The 17799-nt window shown below is 72.4% G+C and carries 10 protein-coding genes; 4 read left to right on the plus strand and 6 right to left on the minus strand.

Features of this window, described 5'->3' with window-relative positions; genetic code table 11:
* Positions 1-36: 36 nt before the first annotated feature.
* Together O7621_RS01885 and O7621_RS01890 are read right to left on the minus strand one after the other, a co-directional pair.
* Positions 37-2031 (minus strand): Hsp70 family protein, encoded by a 1995-nt coding sequence (locus O7621_RS01885; RefSeq protein ID WP_282232441.1) that lies wholly within the window; start codon positions 2029-2031, stop codon positions 37-39.
* Positions 2032-2197: 166 nt separating this feature from the next.
* Positions 2198-3667 carry a dynamin family protein gene (locus O7621_RS01890; RefSeq protein WP_282232442.1) on the minus strand — a complete coding sequence of 490 codons (1470 nt, stop codon included), beginning with the start codon at positions 3665-3667 and terminating at the stop codon, positions 2198-2200.
* A gap of 397 nt (positions 3668-4064) precedes the next feature.
* Here O7621_RS01890 and O7621_RS01895 point away from each other — a divergent pair, with 397 nt between their 5' ends.
* The 3 genes from O7621_RS01895 (at position 4065) to O7621_RS01905 (ending at position 10188) form a co-directional block, all read left to right on the plus strand.
* On the plus strand, positions 4065-6395 hold the full coding sequence (locus tag O7621_RS01895) for a helix-turn-helix transcriptional regulator (protein WP_282232443.1): 2331 nt from the start codon (positions 4065-4067) through the stop codon (positions 6393-6395).
* 165 nt (positions 6396-6560) lie between these two features.
* Positions 6561-8192, plus strand: coding sequence for a hypothetical protein (locus O7621_RS01900; RefSeq protein WP_281552956.1), 1632 nt, complete (start codon positions 6561-6563; stop codon positions 8190-8192).
* 175 nt (positions 8193-8367) lie between these two features.
* Positions 8368-10188: a dynamin family protein gene (locus O7621_RS01905; RefSeq protein ID WP_282232444.1), complete on the plus strand. Its 1821-nt coding sequence runs from the start codon at positions 8368-8370 to the stop codon at positions 10186-10188.
* Between the two features lie 4 nt (positions 10189-10192).
* Here O7621_RS01905 and O7621_RS01910 read toward each other — a convergent pair whose 3' ends face one another.
* The 3 genes from O7621_RS01910 to O7621_RS01920 form a co-directional block, all read right to left on the minus strand.
* Positions 10193-10897: a hypothetical protein gene (locus O7621_RS01910; protein WP_282232445.1), complete on the minus strand. Its 705-nt coding sequence runs from the start codon at positions 10895-10897 to the stop codon at positions 10193-10195.
* Between the two features lie 75 nt (positions 10898-10972).
* Positions 10973-11875 (minus strand): ABC transporter permease subunit, encoded by a 903-nt coding sequence (locus tag O7621_RS01915; protein ID WP_282232446.1) that lies wholly within the window; start codon positions 11873-11875, stop codon positions 10973-10975.
* A complete protein-coding gene (locus O7621_RS01920) occupies positions 11875-14742 on the minus strand; it encodes an alpha/beta fold hydrolase (RefSeq protein ID WP_282232447.1) in 2868 nt (955 codons plus the stop codon). The genes O7621_RS01915 and O7621_RS01920 overlap by 1 nt, the downstream gene beginning before the upstream one ends.
* A 75-nt stretch (positions 14743-14817) precedes the next feature.
* Here O7621_RS01920 and O7621_RS01925 point away from each other — a divergent pair, with 75 nt between their 5' ends.
* A complete protein-coding gene (locus tag O7621_RS01925) occupies positions 14818-17058 on the plus strand; it encodes an AAA family ATPase (protein ID WP_282232448.1) in 2241 nt (746 codons plus the stop codon).
* 71 nt (positions 17059-17129) lie between these two features.
* Here the strand turns inward: O7621_RS01925 and O7621_RS01930 are convergent, their stop codons facing one another.
* On the minus strand, positions 17130-17651 hold the full coding sequence (locus O7621_RS01930; protein ID WP_281555819.1) for a GNAT family N-acetyltransferase: 522 nt from the start codon (positions 17649-17651) through the stop codon (positions 17130-17132).
* Positions 17652-17799 lie beyond the last annotated feature (148 nt).

Raw genomic sequence — 17799 nt, forward strand, 5'->3', positions numbered from 1 at the left:
ACAGGAACACCCGCGCGGTCCGGATCGGCTACCGGGTCACTCCCAGTGAATCTTGACGCAGTTGCCGGTGGTGTAGCTGCCGTTGTCGTGCTGCGCCAGTTCGTGGGCCGAGTTCGCGATCCGGGCACACACCTTCGGCTGGTCGCCGATCGCGTTGATGAACGCCCGGTCGTTCGTCCAGACCACCGACGGGTTCTGGTCCTCGACGTACCAGGATCCCCGCTGGCCGTCGGGGACGTGGCTGCCCATCACGTGGTCCGGCGGGTTGGTGCCGTCGCTGCCGTAGATGTGCAGGTGCCATCCGCCGTTGGTGGACGGCTGGTTCCCGCCGAACTCGGCCTCGTACTCCACGGTCAGTTTGCCGCCAGCGACCCGGGCCGAGGTGAGGCAGACCCAGGTCCAGTTGCTCTTGATCTCGTCAGTGCACTGTTCGTCGGCCGGAATGTCCGGGGTTTCCGGCTCCGGCTCGCCGGTCTGCTCCGGCTGCTGGCCCTGCGGCTGTTCCGCTCCGTCGTCCTGGTCCGGGCCGGGCGTGTCCAGGCCGCTGGCGACCTCCCGGCCGTCGTCGCCCTGTCCGCTGGTCAGCGCGTAGGTGACCCCGCCGCCGGTGAGCAGCACCACCAACACGGCGGCGGCCACGATCAGCGGCCCTCGGCCCCGCTTCGCCGACGACTTCTCCCCACCGCGGCGCCCCGGGGAGTCTTCAGCGCCGATGGAGTTCGCCGAAGCGAACGTCTCGGTACGGGACGGATAGCCGCTGCCGGCGTCCGGGCTGCCGCGTCCGACGGAAGCGACGCCAGTGACGCCAGCCGGCGGCGACGACGTGCGGTAGCCCGCCGCGGAGACCGGTGCGGTCGACGCGGTCGACGGGACCGGCGCGGTCGGCGGCACCCGGTAGGTGCCGGTCGTCGCAGCCGGCGGAGCCGGGGTCGGGGTCGGGGCGGGCCCGGCCGGCATCGTCTGGCCGGTCAGCTCCGCGGCGGCCAGCCAGGCGGCGCCGAGCGAGACCGAGTACTTGGGGTGCGCGTCGACCGCCACCGGCCGGCCCAGCTCGGAGCCGACCAGCTGGGAGACGATCGGCATCCGCGACGAGCCACCGACCAGCAGCACCGAGTGCACCTGTTCCGGCGAGCAGCCGGCGGACCGTACGGCCCGGTGCAGCGCCTCGATCGAGCCGTGCAGTACCGGGCGGACCATCGCCTCGAGCTCGGCTCGGGTGAGCCGGATCTCGGTGGAGATGTTGGGCAGCAGCACCGGGATCGAGGTGTCGGTGTCCGACGACAGCGCCTCCTTGGCCTGGATGCACTCGTCGCGCAGCCGGGCGACGGCGGCGATCGCCGCCGGATCCTCCTCGTCGAGCTCTTCAAGTTTTCCGCCGAGCGTTGCCCGGACATGGTTGAACACCGCTGCGTCGAAGTCGATGCCGCCGAGGCGTTCGATGCCCTCCGGCTGGCCCATGATCTCGAAGCCGGTGGGGGTCTTACGCAGCATCGCCGCGTCGAAGGTGCCACCACCCAGGTCGTAGACGGCGACGATGGAGCCCGGCTCGATCCGCTGCTGCTCGGCATAGTTGATCGCTGCGGCGGCGGGCTCGGTGGTGTAGGTCACCGGCACATCGAGGTTGGCCATCCGCACCGCTTGGCGCAGCAGGTCGAGCTTGTACGGCCCCCAGTTGGCCGGGTGCGAGACGCAGATCGCCGCAGGGAAGCTACCCTCTCGGCGGGCCACCTCCTCCACCACCGACCGTAGCAGCCGGGACATCAACGCTTCGGCCGACTGCGGTACGCCGCCCAGCAGGATCGGGGTGGTGTCGCCGAGCCGCCGCTTGAACTCGCGGGCCACCCGCTGCGGCTCGGAGAGCCCACGACGGTGCGCCGCCTCGCCGGTGAGGAACGTTTCGTCCTGCCGTAGCAGCACCACGGATGGGATCGCGGAGCTCCGGCCGCCGAGTGAGACGGTCTCCACCCGGCCTTCCCGCCAGATCGCTGCCGCCGTGAACGTTGTGCCGAGGTCAATGCCGAGTGCGTACATCAGGGTTGCTCCGATGAAGTGTGTGGAGACAGGTATGGCCGGGTCTGGGTAGCCGACCGGCGGTGTGCCGCACACCACAGGGTCGGATCACTGCTGAAAACGGTAGTGGTACGAGGCGACCGTCCGGCGGCACCGCTGGGCCGGCTGACCCCGGCCAGGCACCCGGTCACCGGGATCGCCGCTGGTCGGCGATGATGCCCTCGCAGGACCGGACCGCCACCCGGGCGGCCACCGCCAGCTCATACGGGGTCATCGGGCTCTCGGCGCGCCGCTGCCAACGGCCCAGCGCTTCGACCGCGCCCTCGGTCACCTCGGCGGTGGTCGCGTCGGCCGGCAGCCGCAGCCGTTGATGCGCCGCCGCGCCGGAGCCGCCGATCACCTGCTCGAGCTCGGCGACGACCGCAGGCTTGCCGGTGATCCAGCCGGCCCGCAGGCTGGACAGCACGCGCAGCTCGTTGAACGGGTGCGCCGATGCGATGATCTCCTCGACCGCGCCGGCTACCTGTTCACTGCCGGGTCGGTCACAGAGCCGGGTGACGTCGGCGAGTGCCAGCAGCGCCGACCGGGACTTGAGCACGTCCCGACGCTCGAAGAACAGTGAGCCGAGGACCTCGCGCAACTGGGTGAGCCCGCTGCGCTCGGTCAACTCCTGGGAAAGTTCGGTGGCGGTCGCCGCGCCGTTGTGGCGCAGCATCGCGACGGACAGCCGCAGGCCGAACATGCCGAGCCGGGCCAGCAGTGCTTCCCGTTCGATCGTGGTCAGCCCGAGTTCGGGCATGTTCTGCACGAACCGGTCGGCGGAGAGCAGCAGCTGTTCGGCCTGGGCCACCGGCAGTTCGGCGACCCGGCGTAGTTGCGCGACCTCCACTTCGGTCAACGTCGCGGCGGTCTCGGCGAGCAGACCGGCAACCGGGACGACCGACTGCACCAGACGTCGCACGTTCGCGTCGGTGCTCAGCCGTTCGGCGATTCGCCGCGCGGATGCCATCGCGTCGAGGCGGCCGACGCCGATCTCGTCGGCCCGGGACAGGATGCCGATGGCGTTGACCGGGTTGGGCCGGGACACCTCCACGTCGTGGAAGGCCCGCAGGAAGTCGACGTCGTTGGAGTGCAGGTGGCGCATCAGGTAGACGACCGCGTCTGCCGGGGTCTCCTCCTCGTCCGGGACGAGCAGGTCCCAGGCGCGCCGGGAAGTCTGCTCGGAGAGCGAACCGATACCGGGGGTATCGATGAGCGTCACGTTACGCAGGGCCTGCGAAGGCCAGGTGATGTCCAGCTGCGCGACGTCGTCGACGGACAGATCGCCCAGGTCGACATCGATCGCGCCGTCCTCGCGGGTGAACCGGAGCTGTCGTGGCTCGCCCTGGGTGGGCGTCGCCAGCACCCGGTAGGTATGTCCGTCCTGGTACCAGGTGACTATCCGGGTGCACTCCCCGGCGTCGGTCGGGGCCAGCCGGTCACCGACCAGCGCATTGAGCAAGGTGGACTTGCCCGCTTTGACCCGACCAGCGATGGCCACTCGCAGTGGCTCGTCGAGCCGGTCGCGGACGGCGCTGAGCCGCCGCTCGTACGCGGTGCCGCGGTAGACCTCGACGGCGTGGCCGAGCACGCTGCGGGTCCGGTCGATCAGACTCATCTGGTCACCGCCGGTGACCGCAGCCTGCGGATATGGCTACAGACCAACTCGGACTCCACATTTGTCACACCGCTACTTTCTAGTCCGCCGGGGATGTGTCGTGTTTGTCTCGCTCGTCGGAGTCGGTCATCGGTATCGGACCGGCCCACGGATCCACCCGGGCGACCCTGTCGATCAACGAGTTGCTGACCGGCTGAACAGCCCAGCCGGGAGGCACAGCACAGCTGACCAAGCGCACGTTCGGCGGCCGGCGGAACGCACGTACGGGATACGGCACACTCAGCGCCCAGGTCGTGCCGAGACTACACGGTACACGCGAACGGGGTCAGGCCATGCGTCGGCCTGCGGAGCCGTCCGTACACTGCCTCACTGACGCGGGCAAGGAGGGGCTGCACCGGTGACTGTCGTGGTGGGTGTGGACGGTTCCGGGCGATCGCGGCGGCTAGGCGAGATCGCCGCAGCCGCCGGCCGACCGGCCGTACGCGTGACGCCCGCGACAACCGACGACCTGCAGGTTCTTCTCGACCAGGCCCGAGCTGACGACGCCCTGGTCCTGGTCGACGACGCGCACCACCTGGACCCGGCAACCTTACGGTCACTGACCGTGGCTGCTCACGGCGGGGTGTCGATGGCGATCGCCCGGCGTCCCACGATCACCGCTGCGGAACTCGCCGACCTGGACGAGGCGGTCTCCCGGCAGGGCCCGGTCGAGCAGCTCGGCCCACTCGCACCGGCCGCCCTGGCCGAGCTGGCAGAGGAGGTCCTCGGCCGACCGGCCACAGCGGAACAGCTGGACGCACTCCAGGTTGCCTCCGCCGGGCTGGCCGCAGTCGCCGTCGCGGTCGCCGCCGACCCGGCCGGCACGCCGCCCGCCCTGGTCGCCCGGCTACAACGTCGATTCGCCACCGCCGGACGCGGTGTCGCCGGACTGGCCGCGGTCCTGGCTCTCGGTCTGGACCTGGCCGACGACGTGGTCTGCGCCGCGACCGGCCTGGACCCGGCCGAGGCGGCCGCCACGATGCGGTCGCTGCGCGACGAGGGACTGCTCACCCCCGACGGAGAACGGATGATCCCGGCGGTCGCCCGGGCGTTGCTGTTCGACCTGCCCCCGTCGGAGCGCCGTCGGCTGCACGAGACCGTGGCCACGGCGCTGCTGGCCACCGGTGCCGACCCAGTCCGCGCCGCCGGACAGCTACGCGCCGCGCGGGCCCGGACCCCGACCGCCGCCGACGTCTACCGACAGGCCGGCGACCGGTTGCGGTTCACCGACCCGGGCAGCGCGCTGACCTGGTACGACGACGCGCTGGACGCCGGCGCCGAGCCATCCACCGTGGCCGCCGGGCGGGCCGAGGCGGCCACCCTGCTGGGGGTGCCGGTCGACCTGGACGGGCCAGCTGCGGCACCGGCCGACACCGGCCGGATCGCGCTGGTCGCCGGGGCGGCGGCGGCGTACGACGGCCGCGCCGCTCGAGCGGCGGAGGCGTTGCTGGGCGCCGACGCCCCCGGCCCGGTCCTCGCGGTACCGGCCCTGGTGGTCACCGGTCAGCTGGCCGCCGCGCGGACGGCGGCGACCGGATCGGCTCCGCTGCCGGTGCGGCGACTCGCCGACGCCGCGCTGGCGATGACGGATCCGGCGGCGGCGCTGCCGTTGCTGATCGAGGCCGCCGAAAGCTTCGAAAAGGCACCGCCCCCGGTTGCCGTACCGGATCTGCCGCACGCGGTCGGGGCGCTGGTCGCGGTGGTCGCCGGTGACTCCGCGACCGCCGAGCATCTGCTGGAGCGGGCGTCGACCAGCGGGGCCGGTGGTCCCGTCGCACTGGACCGGCACCGGACGTTGCTGGCCTGGGTCCGGATGCGCACCGGCCGGTACGACTCGGCCGTCGCCGAACTGCGCCGGCTGTCCGGTGCCATGCTGCCCGGCCGGGAACGGCTGACCTACGCCGGCCTCACCGCCGGGATCGCCCGCCGCAGCGGGGACATCGGCCAGCTGCGGGCGGCCTGGTCCGTCGCCGAGCCGGTGCTGGCCCGGCGGGCCGTGGACCTGTCCCAGCTGGAAGTGGTCGAGGAACTGCTGGTCGCCGCCGCCCGGCTGCGCCACCACCAGCGGATCGCACCGGTCCTGGCCGACCTGGCCGGCATCATCGACCAGCTGGGTCGACCGACGGCGTGGACGGTGTCGCTGAGCTGGATCCGGTTGCAGATCGCGGTCGTGGGTGAGGAGCCGGCGGCGGCTGCGGCAGCGGCCGACGAGCTGGGTTCACTCGACCCGGGCGGATTCCGGCAACAGGCGCAGTGCCGGGCCGCCGGCCGGTGGGCCGCCGTACTCGCCGGCGAGGTCGACCCGGAGGCGGTGTTGGCGGACGCCGCCGAACTGGCCGCCGCCGAACTGCCCTGGGAGTCGTCCAGACTGATCGGTCAGGCAGCGGTCCGTACCACCGACGCGTCGGCTGCCCGCCGGCTCCTGGAACGGGCCCGGGAACTGACCCGGATGGACCCGGTGCCGGACGAGTCGCGGCCAGGGGTTTCGCACGGTGGCCTGTCGGACCGGGAGGTCGAGGTGGCCCGGCTCGTGCTGGCCGGCCGGACCCACCGGGAGATCGGGACGCAACTCTTCCTGTCCCCCAAGACGGTCGAGCACCATGTGGCCCGGATCCGCGGCAAATTGGGGGTTACCACCCGGGCCGAGATGGTCGCTACGCTGCGAAGTCTGCTCCCCGAGGAGTCCTGACTTGTCGGTTAGCTGACCTGAGCTTGGTGGCACCCCCCTAGACCCCCGAACCTGGCAGGGGGGAAGCCCCGATGCGAGGGGCGGGCGTCGACCCGCAGTCTTGTACCTGTCCGGCCGATCGGGACGGACCAAAAACCCCTACGAACCACGAATTCAGGAGACATCATGGCCGCGGTAGAAGTCACCCCGTTGATCGTCGAGAAGGTCAAGGCGCTGTTCGACAAGGTGTTCAGCAGCGAAGAGGAGACCGCCAAGTTCCTGGCCGACCCGGAGGGCGCGTTCGCCGCCAACGGGATCGAGGCAGAGACGCTCAACGAGCTCGACGTCGACCAGATCGTCAACGACGCGGCGTTCGGCAGCAGCGCAAGCCCGTCCGGTGGGGGCGCCGGAGGGGGCGGCGGCTTCGCCGGCGGCGGGCCCGGTGGCGGCGGCAGCGGCGGGGGCTTCGCTGGCGGGGGGGCCGGTGGAGGCGCCGGAGGGGGCGGCGGCTTCGCTGGAGGGGGCGGCGGCGCCGGTGGGGGCTTCGGTGCCGGCGCCGCCGCCAACGTACCGACCCCGGAGGTCGTGCAGCAGGTGACCCAGGTGACGCAGAACTTCACCAACCAGAACTTCATCGACAACTCGCAGACCTTCACCGACAACTCCACGGAAATCGACAACTCGGTGGACGTCGACGTGGACGGTCCGGTGCTGGGCGACATCGACGTCGACTCCGAGAACCTCAACCAGACCGGGGACGGCAACGTCGCCAACACCGGTGACGGGGACGTCAACGCGGCCACCGGCGACGGGGCGGTGGCGCAGCAGGGCGACGGCGACCAGGTCGCCGCGACCGGCGGGTCGGTGGCGGCCGGCGACGATGCGTTCGGCGTCACCGGCGACAACTCGTCGCTGGAGTTCGTCGACGGCGACAAGGTGATCGCCGACGACGGCGCGGTGGTCGGCACCGGCGGCGGCGACGTGCTCGGTGCGACCGGTGACGGCGCGTTCCTCGGCAACTCCGAGTCCGGCGACGTGGTCGGCAACACCGGCGACAACGCCGTCACCGCAGGCGACGACATCGACGGCGTGGTCAACACCGGCACCAACTCCGGCGTGATCGCCGATGGAGACGTCGACCGGACGGTGCTGGGCGACAACACCGGGATCGTCGCTGACGACGTCGACAAGGCCGTGGTCGGCGACAACAACCAGGCTGCCCAGTTCGACATCGACACCAGCGGGGCGGCCGGTGGCGACGCCAGCGGCACCGGAGGGGCCGGCGGCGTCGGTGGCGACGCCGACGCCGACGGGGGCAACGGCGGCGACGGCGGGACGGGTGCCGGCGTCGGTGCCGGCGTCGGTGTCGGGCTGCGCGGCAAGGGCGAAGGCAAGGGCGAGGGTGACGGCGAGGGCGGCGACGGCGGGGCCGGCGGGGCCGGCGGCACCGCGACCGGGGGCAGCGGTGCCGGTGGCGCCGGCACCGGCGGCAACGCCAGCGGCGGCGACGGCGGCGCGCTGGGGCCGATCAACATCAACTTCGGGGGCGGCAGCCAGCAGAACACCACCGACTCGAGGATCGAGGACTCGTCGCTGGCCTCCGGGGGCGACTCGGCCAGCACCCAGGACTCGTTCAACGACCAGTCGACCAACGACTCGTTCAACGACCAGTCGACCGACAACTCGGTGAACACCGACGACTCGTTCAACCAGGAGGACTCCTTCAACACGGAGGACTCGTTCACCACCGACGACTCGTTCAACAACAACAGCACCGCCGAGGCGGACACCACTGCGGACCCGACCCTCGGAGCGTGACCGGACAACCACAGAGCGGACCGGACGTCGCACGGCGTCCGGCCCGGTGAGCGCCAACATGGCGTGGCAGGTCCGGCCGGGGCCTGCCACGCCATGTTGGCGCTCGCACGTTTCCCCGCTGACCACCGCCTGCTGATCACCGCCTGCCGACACCAACCTCGATCGAGGAGCGACGTTGACCGCGAAAACGACACCCCCTGACGCTGACGGCACGCTGCAACGGGCGACACAGATCGTCGATCTCGCGGTACGCGCCTGCGAGGCGTACGAGCGCCCCGACCTCGGTGGTCGGCTGGCCACCATCCGGCACACCCTGTCCGACCCGGTGGTGCACGTCGTGGTCGTCGGCGAGTTCAAACAGGGCAAGAGCTCACTGGTCAACGCGCTGGTCGGGACGAAGATCTGCCCGGTCGACGACGACGTGGCCACCGTCCTGCCGACCTACATCCGGCACGGACCGCAGCCGTCAGCGCAGCTGCTGTTCAGCGACGACCCCGCGCGGCGGGAGCCGCTGCCCATCGACCAGGTGCAGGATGTGGTGCTGGAACGGGCCACCGGCGACGCCACCCCACCCGGGATCGCCGGGGTGGAGGTCCGGCTGCCGCGCAACATCCTGTCGAACGGCCTCGTCATGGTCGACACCCCGGGAGTCGGCGGTCTGGGCTCGGTCCACGCTGCAGCCAGCCTGGCCGCCGCCTCAATGGCCGACGCGCTGCTGTTCGTCACCGACGCCGCCCAGGAGTTGACCCGCAGCGAGCTGGACTTTCTGCGGCAGGCCCACGAGGTGTGCCCGACGGTGGTGTGCGTGATCACCAAGACGGACTTCTATCCACACTGGCGGAAGATCCGGGACCTGGACGAGGGCCACCTGCGCCGCGAAGTCGAAATGCCGATCATCCCGGTGTCGTCCGCACTGCGGCTGCGGGCAGTCGCCGGCAACGACAAGGAACTCAACGCCGAGTCCGGGTTCCCGGATCTGGTCAAGTTCGTGACGCAGCGGGTCGCCGGCGGAGCGGCGACCCGGGTCGCCACACAGGCCGCCGCGTCGGTCGTCGGCATCTGCGAGCAGATGGAGAACCAGTTCAAGGCCGAGCACGCCGCGCTCGCCGACCCGGAGGCCGCCGCCACGGTGGTGGCCGAGCTCAACGCGGTGAAGCAGCGGGTCGAGTCGCTCAAGGCGGCCGCGGCGAAGTGGCAACAGACGCTGAGCGACGGGATCTCCGACCTCAACGCCGACGTCGACTACGACCTGCGCAGCCGGCTCCGGCGCATCCTCGAAGAGGCCGACGCCGCGATCGAGGAGATCGACCCCGCTGACGCCTGGGACGAGACCGAACGCTGGTTGCAGGCCAGGGTGTCCAACGAACTGCTGGCCAACTACATGATGCTGCGTGACCGGGCGATGAACCTCAGCGACGACGTGGCCCTGCACTTCCAGGAGGCCGCCGGCGAGGTGCTACGCCACGTCGCGATCCCCGACCCGGTCCCGTTGGTCGGCACCGCACAGGTGGACCACAAGATCGAGCTGGCCAAGATGAAGCTGGGCAAGCAGGCGATGGTGGCGCTCAAGAGCGCCTACGGCGGCGCGCTCATGTTCGTCATGCTCGGTTCGTTGACCGGGATCGCGCTCGGCCCGATCGGCATCGGGATCGGGCTGGTGATGGGCCGCAAGGGCCTGCGCGAGGAGAAGAAGCGGCAACGCGTCAACCGGCAGAACCAGGCGAAGAACGCCGTCCGGCGGTACTGCGACGAGGTCAGTTTCGTGATGACCAAGGACTCCCGGGACACCCTGCGCCGGATTCAGCGCCAGCTCCGCGACCACTACAGCGCGCTGGCCGAGGAGCTGTCCCGATCGAACGCCAAGGCGCTGTCCGCAGCGTCGGAAGCGGCCCAGCGCACCAAGGCCGAGCGGGAGAGCCGGCTCCGCGATCTGAACGCTGAGCTGGACCGGCTGCGTCAGCTGCGCGAACACGCCACCGCGATCGTCGGCGCCTGACCGGTCAGCCGGCCCCGAGGTCGTCGATCTCCGCGGCACCGTCCACCCCGGCGGTGCCCTCGGAGATCGACGGCATCGCCCACGGGTCACCCGACGGTAGCGGACCGTCCAGGAGATCCGCCGCGTCCGGTTGGCTGTCGTGGCTGGCCGGTTCGACGTCGTCCCCGGTCGGGCCGGCCGGGGACGGGTCGACCGTTGCCGACTCACGATCGTCGACGGTCGGGCCGTCGCCGCGACCGAACGCCGCGTCGATCTCCGGGCCGGCCGCGAAACCCGGGTCGTCGAACCCGGCTGGGGTGTCGAACCCGGGGGTGTCGAAACCGGCGGGGTCGTCGAACCCCGGACCGTCCGGCGGCACGGCGTCGAACCCCGGACCGTCCAGATCCAGCCGGTCGAACGCCGGATCATCCGGCGTCGGAGCGTCGAACGCCGGGGCGGGAGCCGTGGCGAGCAGGTCGAGCGGCGAGGCCAGATCGTCCGGTACGGTGCCGTCGCCGCCGACCTGGCTGTGCGCCGTGACGAACGGGGCCAGATGTTCGGCCACCTCAGCCGGGGCGGTGTCCGCGAAGCTGACCACTGCCTGTGCCAGCAACTCCGGGGAAAGGTCCGCGTAGCCGTTGGCATCGAGCACGGCAGCGACGTCGCTGTGGGCTGCGGCGTCGCCGGGCAGCCCAGCGAAGATCTCATGCAGGGATCGCGCCGGTGCCATGTAACCACTGTAAGAAGAGCACCACCCGGACCGGCAAGGGGGACATCCCCGCCCCGCCCCCTAACCCTGCCACGGTCAGGACGTGACGTCCTTGCGGGTGAACCGCCAGAACGCCAACGACAGGAAGACCGTGGCGTACGCCAACGCCGACACGCAGCCGCGTACCACGTCGTCGGTCTGCATCGGGGTCGACAGCAGCCCCAGCCAGGCGGTGCTGAAATGGGTCGGCAGAAAGTCCCGCAGCACGCCCAGCGCGGTGATCTGGTCCAGGATGCTGGACAGGATCCACAGCAGCACCGCGCCGCCGACCGCGCCGAGCGCCGCGTCGGTCGACACCGACAGCAGGAACGCCAGCGACGCCACGATCAGCAGCACCACCGCCAGGTAGCCGAGGATGCCGAGCAGCCGCAGCGTGCCCTCCCCGGCCGGGATCTCGGCAGCCACCGTCGAACGCAGCGGCGACCAGCCGTACCGCAGGGTGCCGACCAGCAGCGCGGTCGCGGCAAGGACCAGGATCGACAACCCGGAGTACGCCAACGCGGCGACCAGCTTCACCGCCAGCAGCCGGCCCCGGGGCACCGGCACGGCCAGCAGATAGCGCAGGCTCCCCCAGCTCGCCTCGCTGGCCACCGTGTCGCCACAGAACAACGCCACCGCCACCACCAGCAGGAACGTCGACGACACGAAGATGGTGAACAGGGCGAAGTTCAACCCGCCGGTGGTGGCCAGCTCGACCAGGCTGGCGAACTCGCCGCCGCCGTTGTCGTCGTCACCGTCGTCGAACTCGAAGGCGATCAGCACGATCAACGGCAGCAGCACCATGAAGCCCAGGGTCAGCTGGGTGCGACGGCGGGCCGCCTGGCGGCGTACCTCGGCCCAGAACGGCAAGGTGGCGCGGGCCCGGTAGCCGGCGGCGGCGCCTGACAGGTCTGCCGGCCGGTCCGGCTGTCGCACGCCCGGTGATTCGACGGTAGCCATCAGCGGTCCCCGCTTCCCCGTGAGTTCTCGCCGACCAGGGCGAGGAAGGCGTCCTCCAGCCGGCGGCGGGGCACCACCCGGTCCACCGCCACCCCGGCCCGGACCAGCTCCGCGACCACCTCGCTGCGCGACGTGCCATCGACGTCGACGATCAGCCCGCCGTTGTCGGCGGCGACGGTACGCACCCCGGCCAGCCGCTTCAGCACCGCTTCGGCGGCGGTCACGTCCGAGACGTCGAACTGCACGCTCGGCGAATCCCCGACGATGTCGTCGACCGGCCCGGCGGCCACGATCCGGCCCTTGTTGACCACCACCGCGTGGGTACAGGTCTGCTCGACCTCGGCCAGCAGATGGCTGGAGACCAGCACCGCCCGCCCACCGGTGGCGTACCGCTTGAGCACCCGGCGCATCTCGGCGATCTGCGGCGGGTCCAGCCCGTCGGTCGGTTCGTCGAGCACCAGCAGCTCCGGCAGCCCGAGCATGGCCTGGGCGATGGCCAGCCGCTGACGCATCCCATGGCTGTAGTTGCGGATCCTGCGGTGAACCGAATCTCCCAGGCCGGCGATCGCCAGGGCCTCGTCGAAGTGCGCGTCGGCCGCCGGGCGTCCGGTGGCCCGCCAGTACGCCCGCAGGTTGTCGATGCCGGACAGGTGCGGCAGGAACCCGGGCCCTTCGACGAGGGACCCGATCCGGGACAGCACCGGCGCGCCGGGCACCAGCCGGTGACCGAAGACCAGGATCTCACCACGGGTCGGCTGGGTCAGCCCCATCAGCACCCGCAGGGTGGTGGTCTTGCCGGCACCGTTCGGCCCGAGCAGGCCGACGACCTGGCCGCGTTCGACGGTGAAGTCGACCCGCTCGACCGCGACGAACCCGTCGGCGTACTCCTTACGCAGATCCCGCACCACCAGCGGGGTCTGCGCGTGCGCGGCGTCGACGGTGTGGTCGGTGCGCCGCTGCCGGAGCCGCACCACGGCGAGGACCACGACCAGTCCGACGACGATCGCGGCGACCAGCCCGGCGAGCACCCAGCGCCACAGCGCTGCCGAGGTGGCGATCGGCTCACCGGCCACCTGCGGCAGGACGACCGGCGCGCCGTCGGTGCCCCCGGCCGCGGTGCCGTCGCCGACCGCGACCGTGTAGACGGTCGGTTCGGCCGGGGTGGCGTACCCCTGGTCCGAGGTGGCGACCACGATCCGCAGCCGGTTGCCGGCCTCGAACCGGTGCACGATCGCCGGCAGGGTCACCTCGACCGGTTGTGCCTGCGCGATGTCCGCCGGCAGGCCGGTCAGCCGGACCGGCGCGACCAGCCCACCGGGCAGGCTCATCGCGCCGTCCGGGTCGACGTCGTACAGCTTGACGAACAGCACCGCCTCGCCGGTCGGCGACGCGGCCCGGACCGTCACCGTCGGCGCGCCGACCACATCGGCCGGGTCGGCCAACGGCGCCGAGTCGAAGTGTCCGTGCTGGCCGGGCAGCTCACTGACCAAGCCACCGGCGACGCCACCGAGCGCACCGGCCAGCCCGCCGGCCATCGGCAGCGAGGAGACCGCCGCCGGGTTACCGGCCGGCGGGTTGACGATCGGCTGCGGCGAACCGTCGACGGTCACCGTCGTCGTTGCCGTGCCGGCGGTGCCGGGGTAGTCGGTGACCCGGTAGCCGGTGGCGACCAGTCCCCGGTCCATCGCGTCGAAGCCGGCGATCCGCGACCAGGTGAAGCTGCCGCCCGGAGCCTCGCCGTCCCCGGCGACGTGGTGGTCCAGCCACTGCGCGGTGAGGAACTTGACCCGGTCCTGGTCGGTCAGCGGACCGCTGCCGCCGTCATGACCGCCCGTGAACCAGGCGACCCGCACCGGGGTGCCGTTCGCAGCGATGCCCCGGGCGTTCGCGTCGGCCTGGGCCAGCGGGAACAGCGTGTCCGCCGTGCCCTGGATCAGCAGCGTCGGCGCGGTGATCCGGTCCAGCACCCGGGCCGGGCTGGACCGCTGCAGCAACGCCACCGCCGCCGGGTCCCCCCGGCCGGCGGTGGCGATCCGCAGGTACGCGGCGCACACGTCGGCGGCGAACCTTCCGCACTGCGGATCGAGCCCACCCAGATCCGCCGGCACCCCCGGCCCGCCGACGCCGGTCGGCGCCCCCGGGCCAGCCGGGTCGGCCGGCATCCCCGGCCCGCCGGCGGGAGCCCCGGCGCTGCCGAAGAACAGCCCGGCCCAGCCCTTCTTGAACACCCCGTCGACCGGGTCACCGCCGGTCGACTCCGGCAGGAACGCACCGGCCAGGTCGTTCCAGGTGATCATCGGCACGATCGCGTCGACCCGGTCGTCGGCAGCGGCCAGCAGCAGCGCCAACGCGCCACCGTACGAGCCGCCCACCACCCCGACCTGCGGGTCGCCGTCGGCGTCGGTGCGTACCTCGGGGCGCTGCGCCAGCCAGTCGAGCAGCCGGGCGGCGTCGCGCACCTCGTGGTCGGGGCTGTTCAAGTGGATCTGTCCGCCGCTGGCCCCGAACCCGCGCGCCGAGTACGCCAGCACCGCGTACCCGAGGGTGGCCAGCTCCTCGGCGTCGGCAGCCACCGACTGCTTGGATCCGCCGAAGCCGTGGGCGAGCAGCACCGCCGGCACCGGATCGGCCGCCGAGGCCGTCTCCGGCAGGTAGAACGTGGTGTCCAGGTCGACCGGCTGGTCACCGTCCGGGCCGGAGCGGACCGTGAGCCGCTGCTCGGTCACCGAGTACGGCACCGACTCGGGCCAGACCGCCCAGGTGACCACGCCGGCGACCAGGGCGAGCGCGAGCAGTCCGCCGGTCAGCCGCCGCTGGTTCGGCCCGGGCAGGACCCGACGCAGCCGCGTGGACAAGGGAGTCGGCATGTGCCACACGGTACGGCCACCGCCCGCCGGCCAGCTGTGAACCCTCTCAGCCGCGGCAGTGGATAGGCTCGGCGGGTGGCCGACCCCGAACTGACCTTGACCGCGAGCCTACGGCCCGCCGCATTGGACGCCCGCCGGGGCATCGTCCGACTGCACCCGGAGGTGCTGGCCGCGCTCGGCGTCACCGCCGGCACGCCGGTGCGGCTGACCGGGCGACGCAGCACCGCCGGGGTCGCGGCCCACGCCGAGGCCGGCGCCAGCCGCGCCCTGCTGTACGCCGACGACCTGACCCTGGGCAACCTCGGTGTCCGCGACGGCGGTCAGGTGACCGTGGCCCCGGCACCGGAGGTCGCCGCCCGCCGGCTGACCCTGGATGGACCGGTCGAGATCGTCGCGGTGGTCAGCCCGGAGATGCTGCGGCTGGCCCTGCTCGGCAAGGTGGTCACCGCCGGTGACGACGTATCGCTGCTGCCGCAGGACGTCTTCTCCGACTCGGCGCACCGTGGCCTGATGGAGGCGGCCCGGCGCAGTCTGGCCAACGTCGTCGGGTACGCCTGGACCAGCACCCTGCTGACGGTCGCCGACGCCGAGCCGGCCGGCCCGGCCGGGACCGGGGACCCGGTGCTGGTCACGATGGACACCGTGGTGGCCTGGCGGCACGGGCCGGCCACCCACGGGTCGTCCGGGGAGGAGGTCCGCCCGGCCGGGCCGGTGTCGCCGGCACCGGCACCGGACTTCGTCGACGAGCCGGCACCCAGCCTGGACGACCTGCCCGGCCTGCGGGCCCAGGCACACGAGTTGACCGAGCTGCTCGACCTCGGCTTCCACCATCGGGAGGTACTGGACCGGCTGGGCACCACGGTCTCGCTCGGCGTACTGCTCAGCGGACCGGCCGGGTCCGGCAAGTCGGCGCTGGTCCGTGCGGTCGCCGCCGACCTGGACGCCCGGGTGGAGACGCTCTGGGCGCCGGAGCTCGCCGCGCTCACCAACGACGCGGCGGCGCAGCGGCTGCGGCGGGCCGCCGAGTCGGTACGCCGTGGTGACGCCGCGGTGCTGCTGATCGCCGACGTGGACGCGGTCGCGCCCCGCGACGAGCCGGGTCCGTTGTCGACCGTTTTCCGGCAGGTGCTGGCCGAGACGGTGGCCGCCGGCGCGGCAGTGGTCTGCACCACCAGCCACCCGGAGGCGCTGGACCCCGGGCTGCGCGGCCCGGACCTGCTGGCCGTGCAGATCGCGGTGCCGCTGCCGGACGCCGCGATGCGCCGGGAACAGTTGGCCGTGCTGACCCGGGGCATGCCGTTGGAGGACGACGTCCGGCTCGACGACGTCGCCGGGCGTACCCCCGGGTTCGTCGCCGCCGACCTGGCCGCGCTGGCCCGCGAGGCCGGGGTACGGGCGGCGCTGCGGCAGAAGTCGGCGGAGACGCCGATGGTGGCCGCCACCGACTTCGAGGCCGCGCTGGAGGTGGTCCGGCCCACCTCGATGGCGACGTCCACGCTGGAGCTGGCGCGGGTGACACTGGACGACGTCGGCGACATGGCCGAGGTCAAGCAGATGCTGACCGAGTCGGTGCTCTGGCCGTTGACCTACCCGGACACCTTCGCCCGGTTGGGCGTGCAGCCGCCGCGCGGGGTGCTGCTCTACGGTCCGCCGGGCTGCGGCAAGACGTTCCTGGTGACCGCGCTGGCCGGCACCGGCAAGGCGAACGTGCTGTCGGTCAAGGGCGCCGAGCTGCTGTCGAAGTGGGTCGGAGAGAGCGAACGGGCGGTCCGCGAACTGTTCCGTCGGGCCCGCGAGGCAGCGCCGACCCTGGTGTTCCTGGACGAGGTGGACGCCCTGGCCCCGGTACGCGGGCAGGCGTCCGACGGCGGCACCACCGACCGGGTGGTCGCCGCGCTGCTCACCGAACTGGACGGGGTCGAGGCGCTGCGCAACGTCGTGGTGATCGGTGCGACGAACCGGCCGGACCTGGTCGACCCGGCCCTGCTACGGCCGGGCCGGCTGGAACGGTTGGTGTACGTACCGCCGCCGGACGGTGCCGCGCGCACCGAGATCCTCAAGGCGGCGGCGAAATCGGTGCCGCTCGCCGACGATGTGGAGCTGGCCGAGCTCGCCGCGTCGTTGGACGGGTTCTCGGCGGCGGACTGCGCCGCGCTGGTCCGCGAGTCGGCGCTGGCCGCGATGCGGGAGTCGTTGGAGGCGTCATCGGTGACCGCCGCGCACGTCGCGGCGGCCCGGGACCGGATCCGGCCGTCGCTGGACCCGGCGCAGGTGGCCTGGCTGGCCGCGTACGCCGAACAGCAGTCCGCCCGGTAGGGACGGCGTCGCGCCCCTGAAGTGCCGCTGCGCGCCAGACGCGCCGGTATACCCGGATCGGCGCGCCCGGATCAGCCGGCCAGGTCGGTGGTGAACGCCTCGTCCAGCCAGAACCGGGCGTGCACCTGGCCCTGCTCGACCCCGATGATCGCGCCGCACCGCCGCAGCAGGTTGATCGCCGACCGGTTGGCCGGTGTGGTCCGGGCGATGACCAGGTGGGCACCGAGCCGGACCGCTTCGTCCAGCACCGCGCGTAGCGCGGCGGAGCCGACCCCCCGCCCACGGGCGGACCGGCCGAGCCAGATGCCGGTCTCCACGACGGAAGGGGTGTCGAGCCGGCTGAGCCGGATGCCGCCGACCACGTCCCCGCCGACGGTGACCGCGTAGACGATGGTGCCGGCGGGCCCGAACTGCCCGCCGCCGAAGTGGGACCGGTAGAACGTGCGAAAGGCGTCCCGGCGGGCGGCGGTCCAACCGGCCGGGCCGGGCACCGGCGGCATCACCTCACCCGGCTCGGCTTCAGCCACGGCGGCGGAGAGCAACGGCTCCAACAGGTCGTCGCTCATCGGGGTCAACCGCACGTCGTGCCGCACGGCGGTAGTCTCCCAGGCCGGTGCCGACTCTGCCTTACTCATTCCGCACCTCCCGTCTACCCAGCTACCGGCCCCTGGGACGGATATTTGCTCAGTTCCAGCGCTGCCGAAACGGCCTTCGGGACACCGGTCACCCGTCGGCTGGCGG

The sequence above is a fragment of the Solwaraspora sp. WMMD937 genome, assembly GCF_029581175.1.
Classification (GTDB): domain Bacteria; phylum Actinomycetota; class Actinomycetes; order Mycobacteriales; family Micromonosporaceae; genus Micromonospora_E.

Excerpts from the sequence above, each read along its gene's own strand:
- O7621_RS01890 (WP_282232442.1), bottom strand. The coding sequence starts at position 3,667 with ATGAGTCTGATCGACCGGACCCGCAGCGTGCTCGGCCACGCCGTCGAG.
- O7621_RS01910 (WP_282232445.1), bottom strand. The coding sequence starts at position 10,897 with ATGGCACCGGCGCGATCCCTGCATGAGATCTTCGCTGGGCTGCCCGGC.
- O7621_RS01920 (WP_282232447.1), bottom strand. The coding sequence starts at position 14,742 with ATGCCGACTCCCTTGTCCACGCGGCTGCGTCGGGTCCTGCCCGGGCCG.
- O7621_RS01900 (WP_281552956.1), top strand. The coding sequence starts at position 6,561 with ATGGCCGCGGTAGAAGTCACCCCGTTGATCGTCGAGAAGGTCAAGGCG.
- O7621_RS01915 (WP_282232446.1), bottom strand. The coding sequence starts at position 11,875 with ATGGCTACCGTCGAATCACCGGGCGTGCGACAGCCGGACCGGCCGGCA.
- O7621_RS01885 (WP_282232441.1), bottom strand. The coding sequence starts at position 2,031 with ATGTACGCACTCGGCATTGACCTCGGCACAACGTTCACGGCGGCAGCG.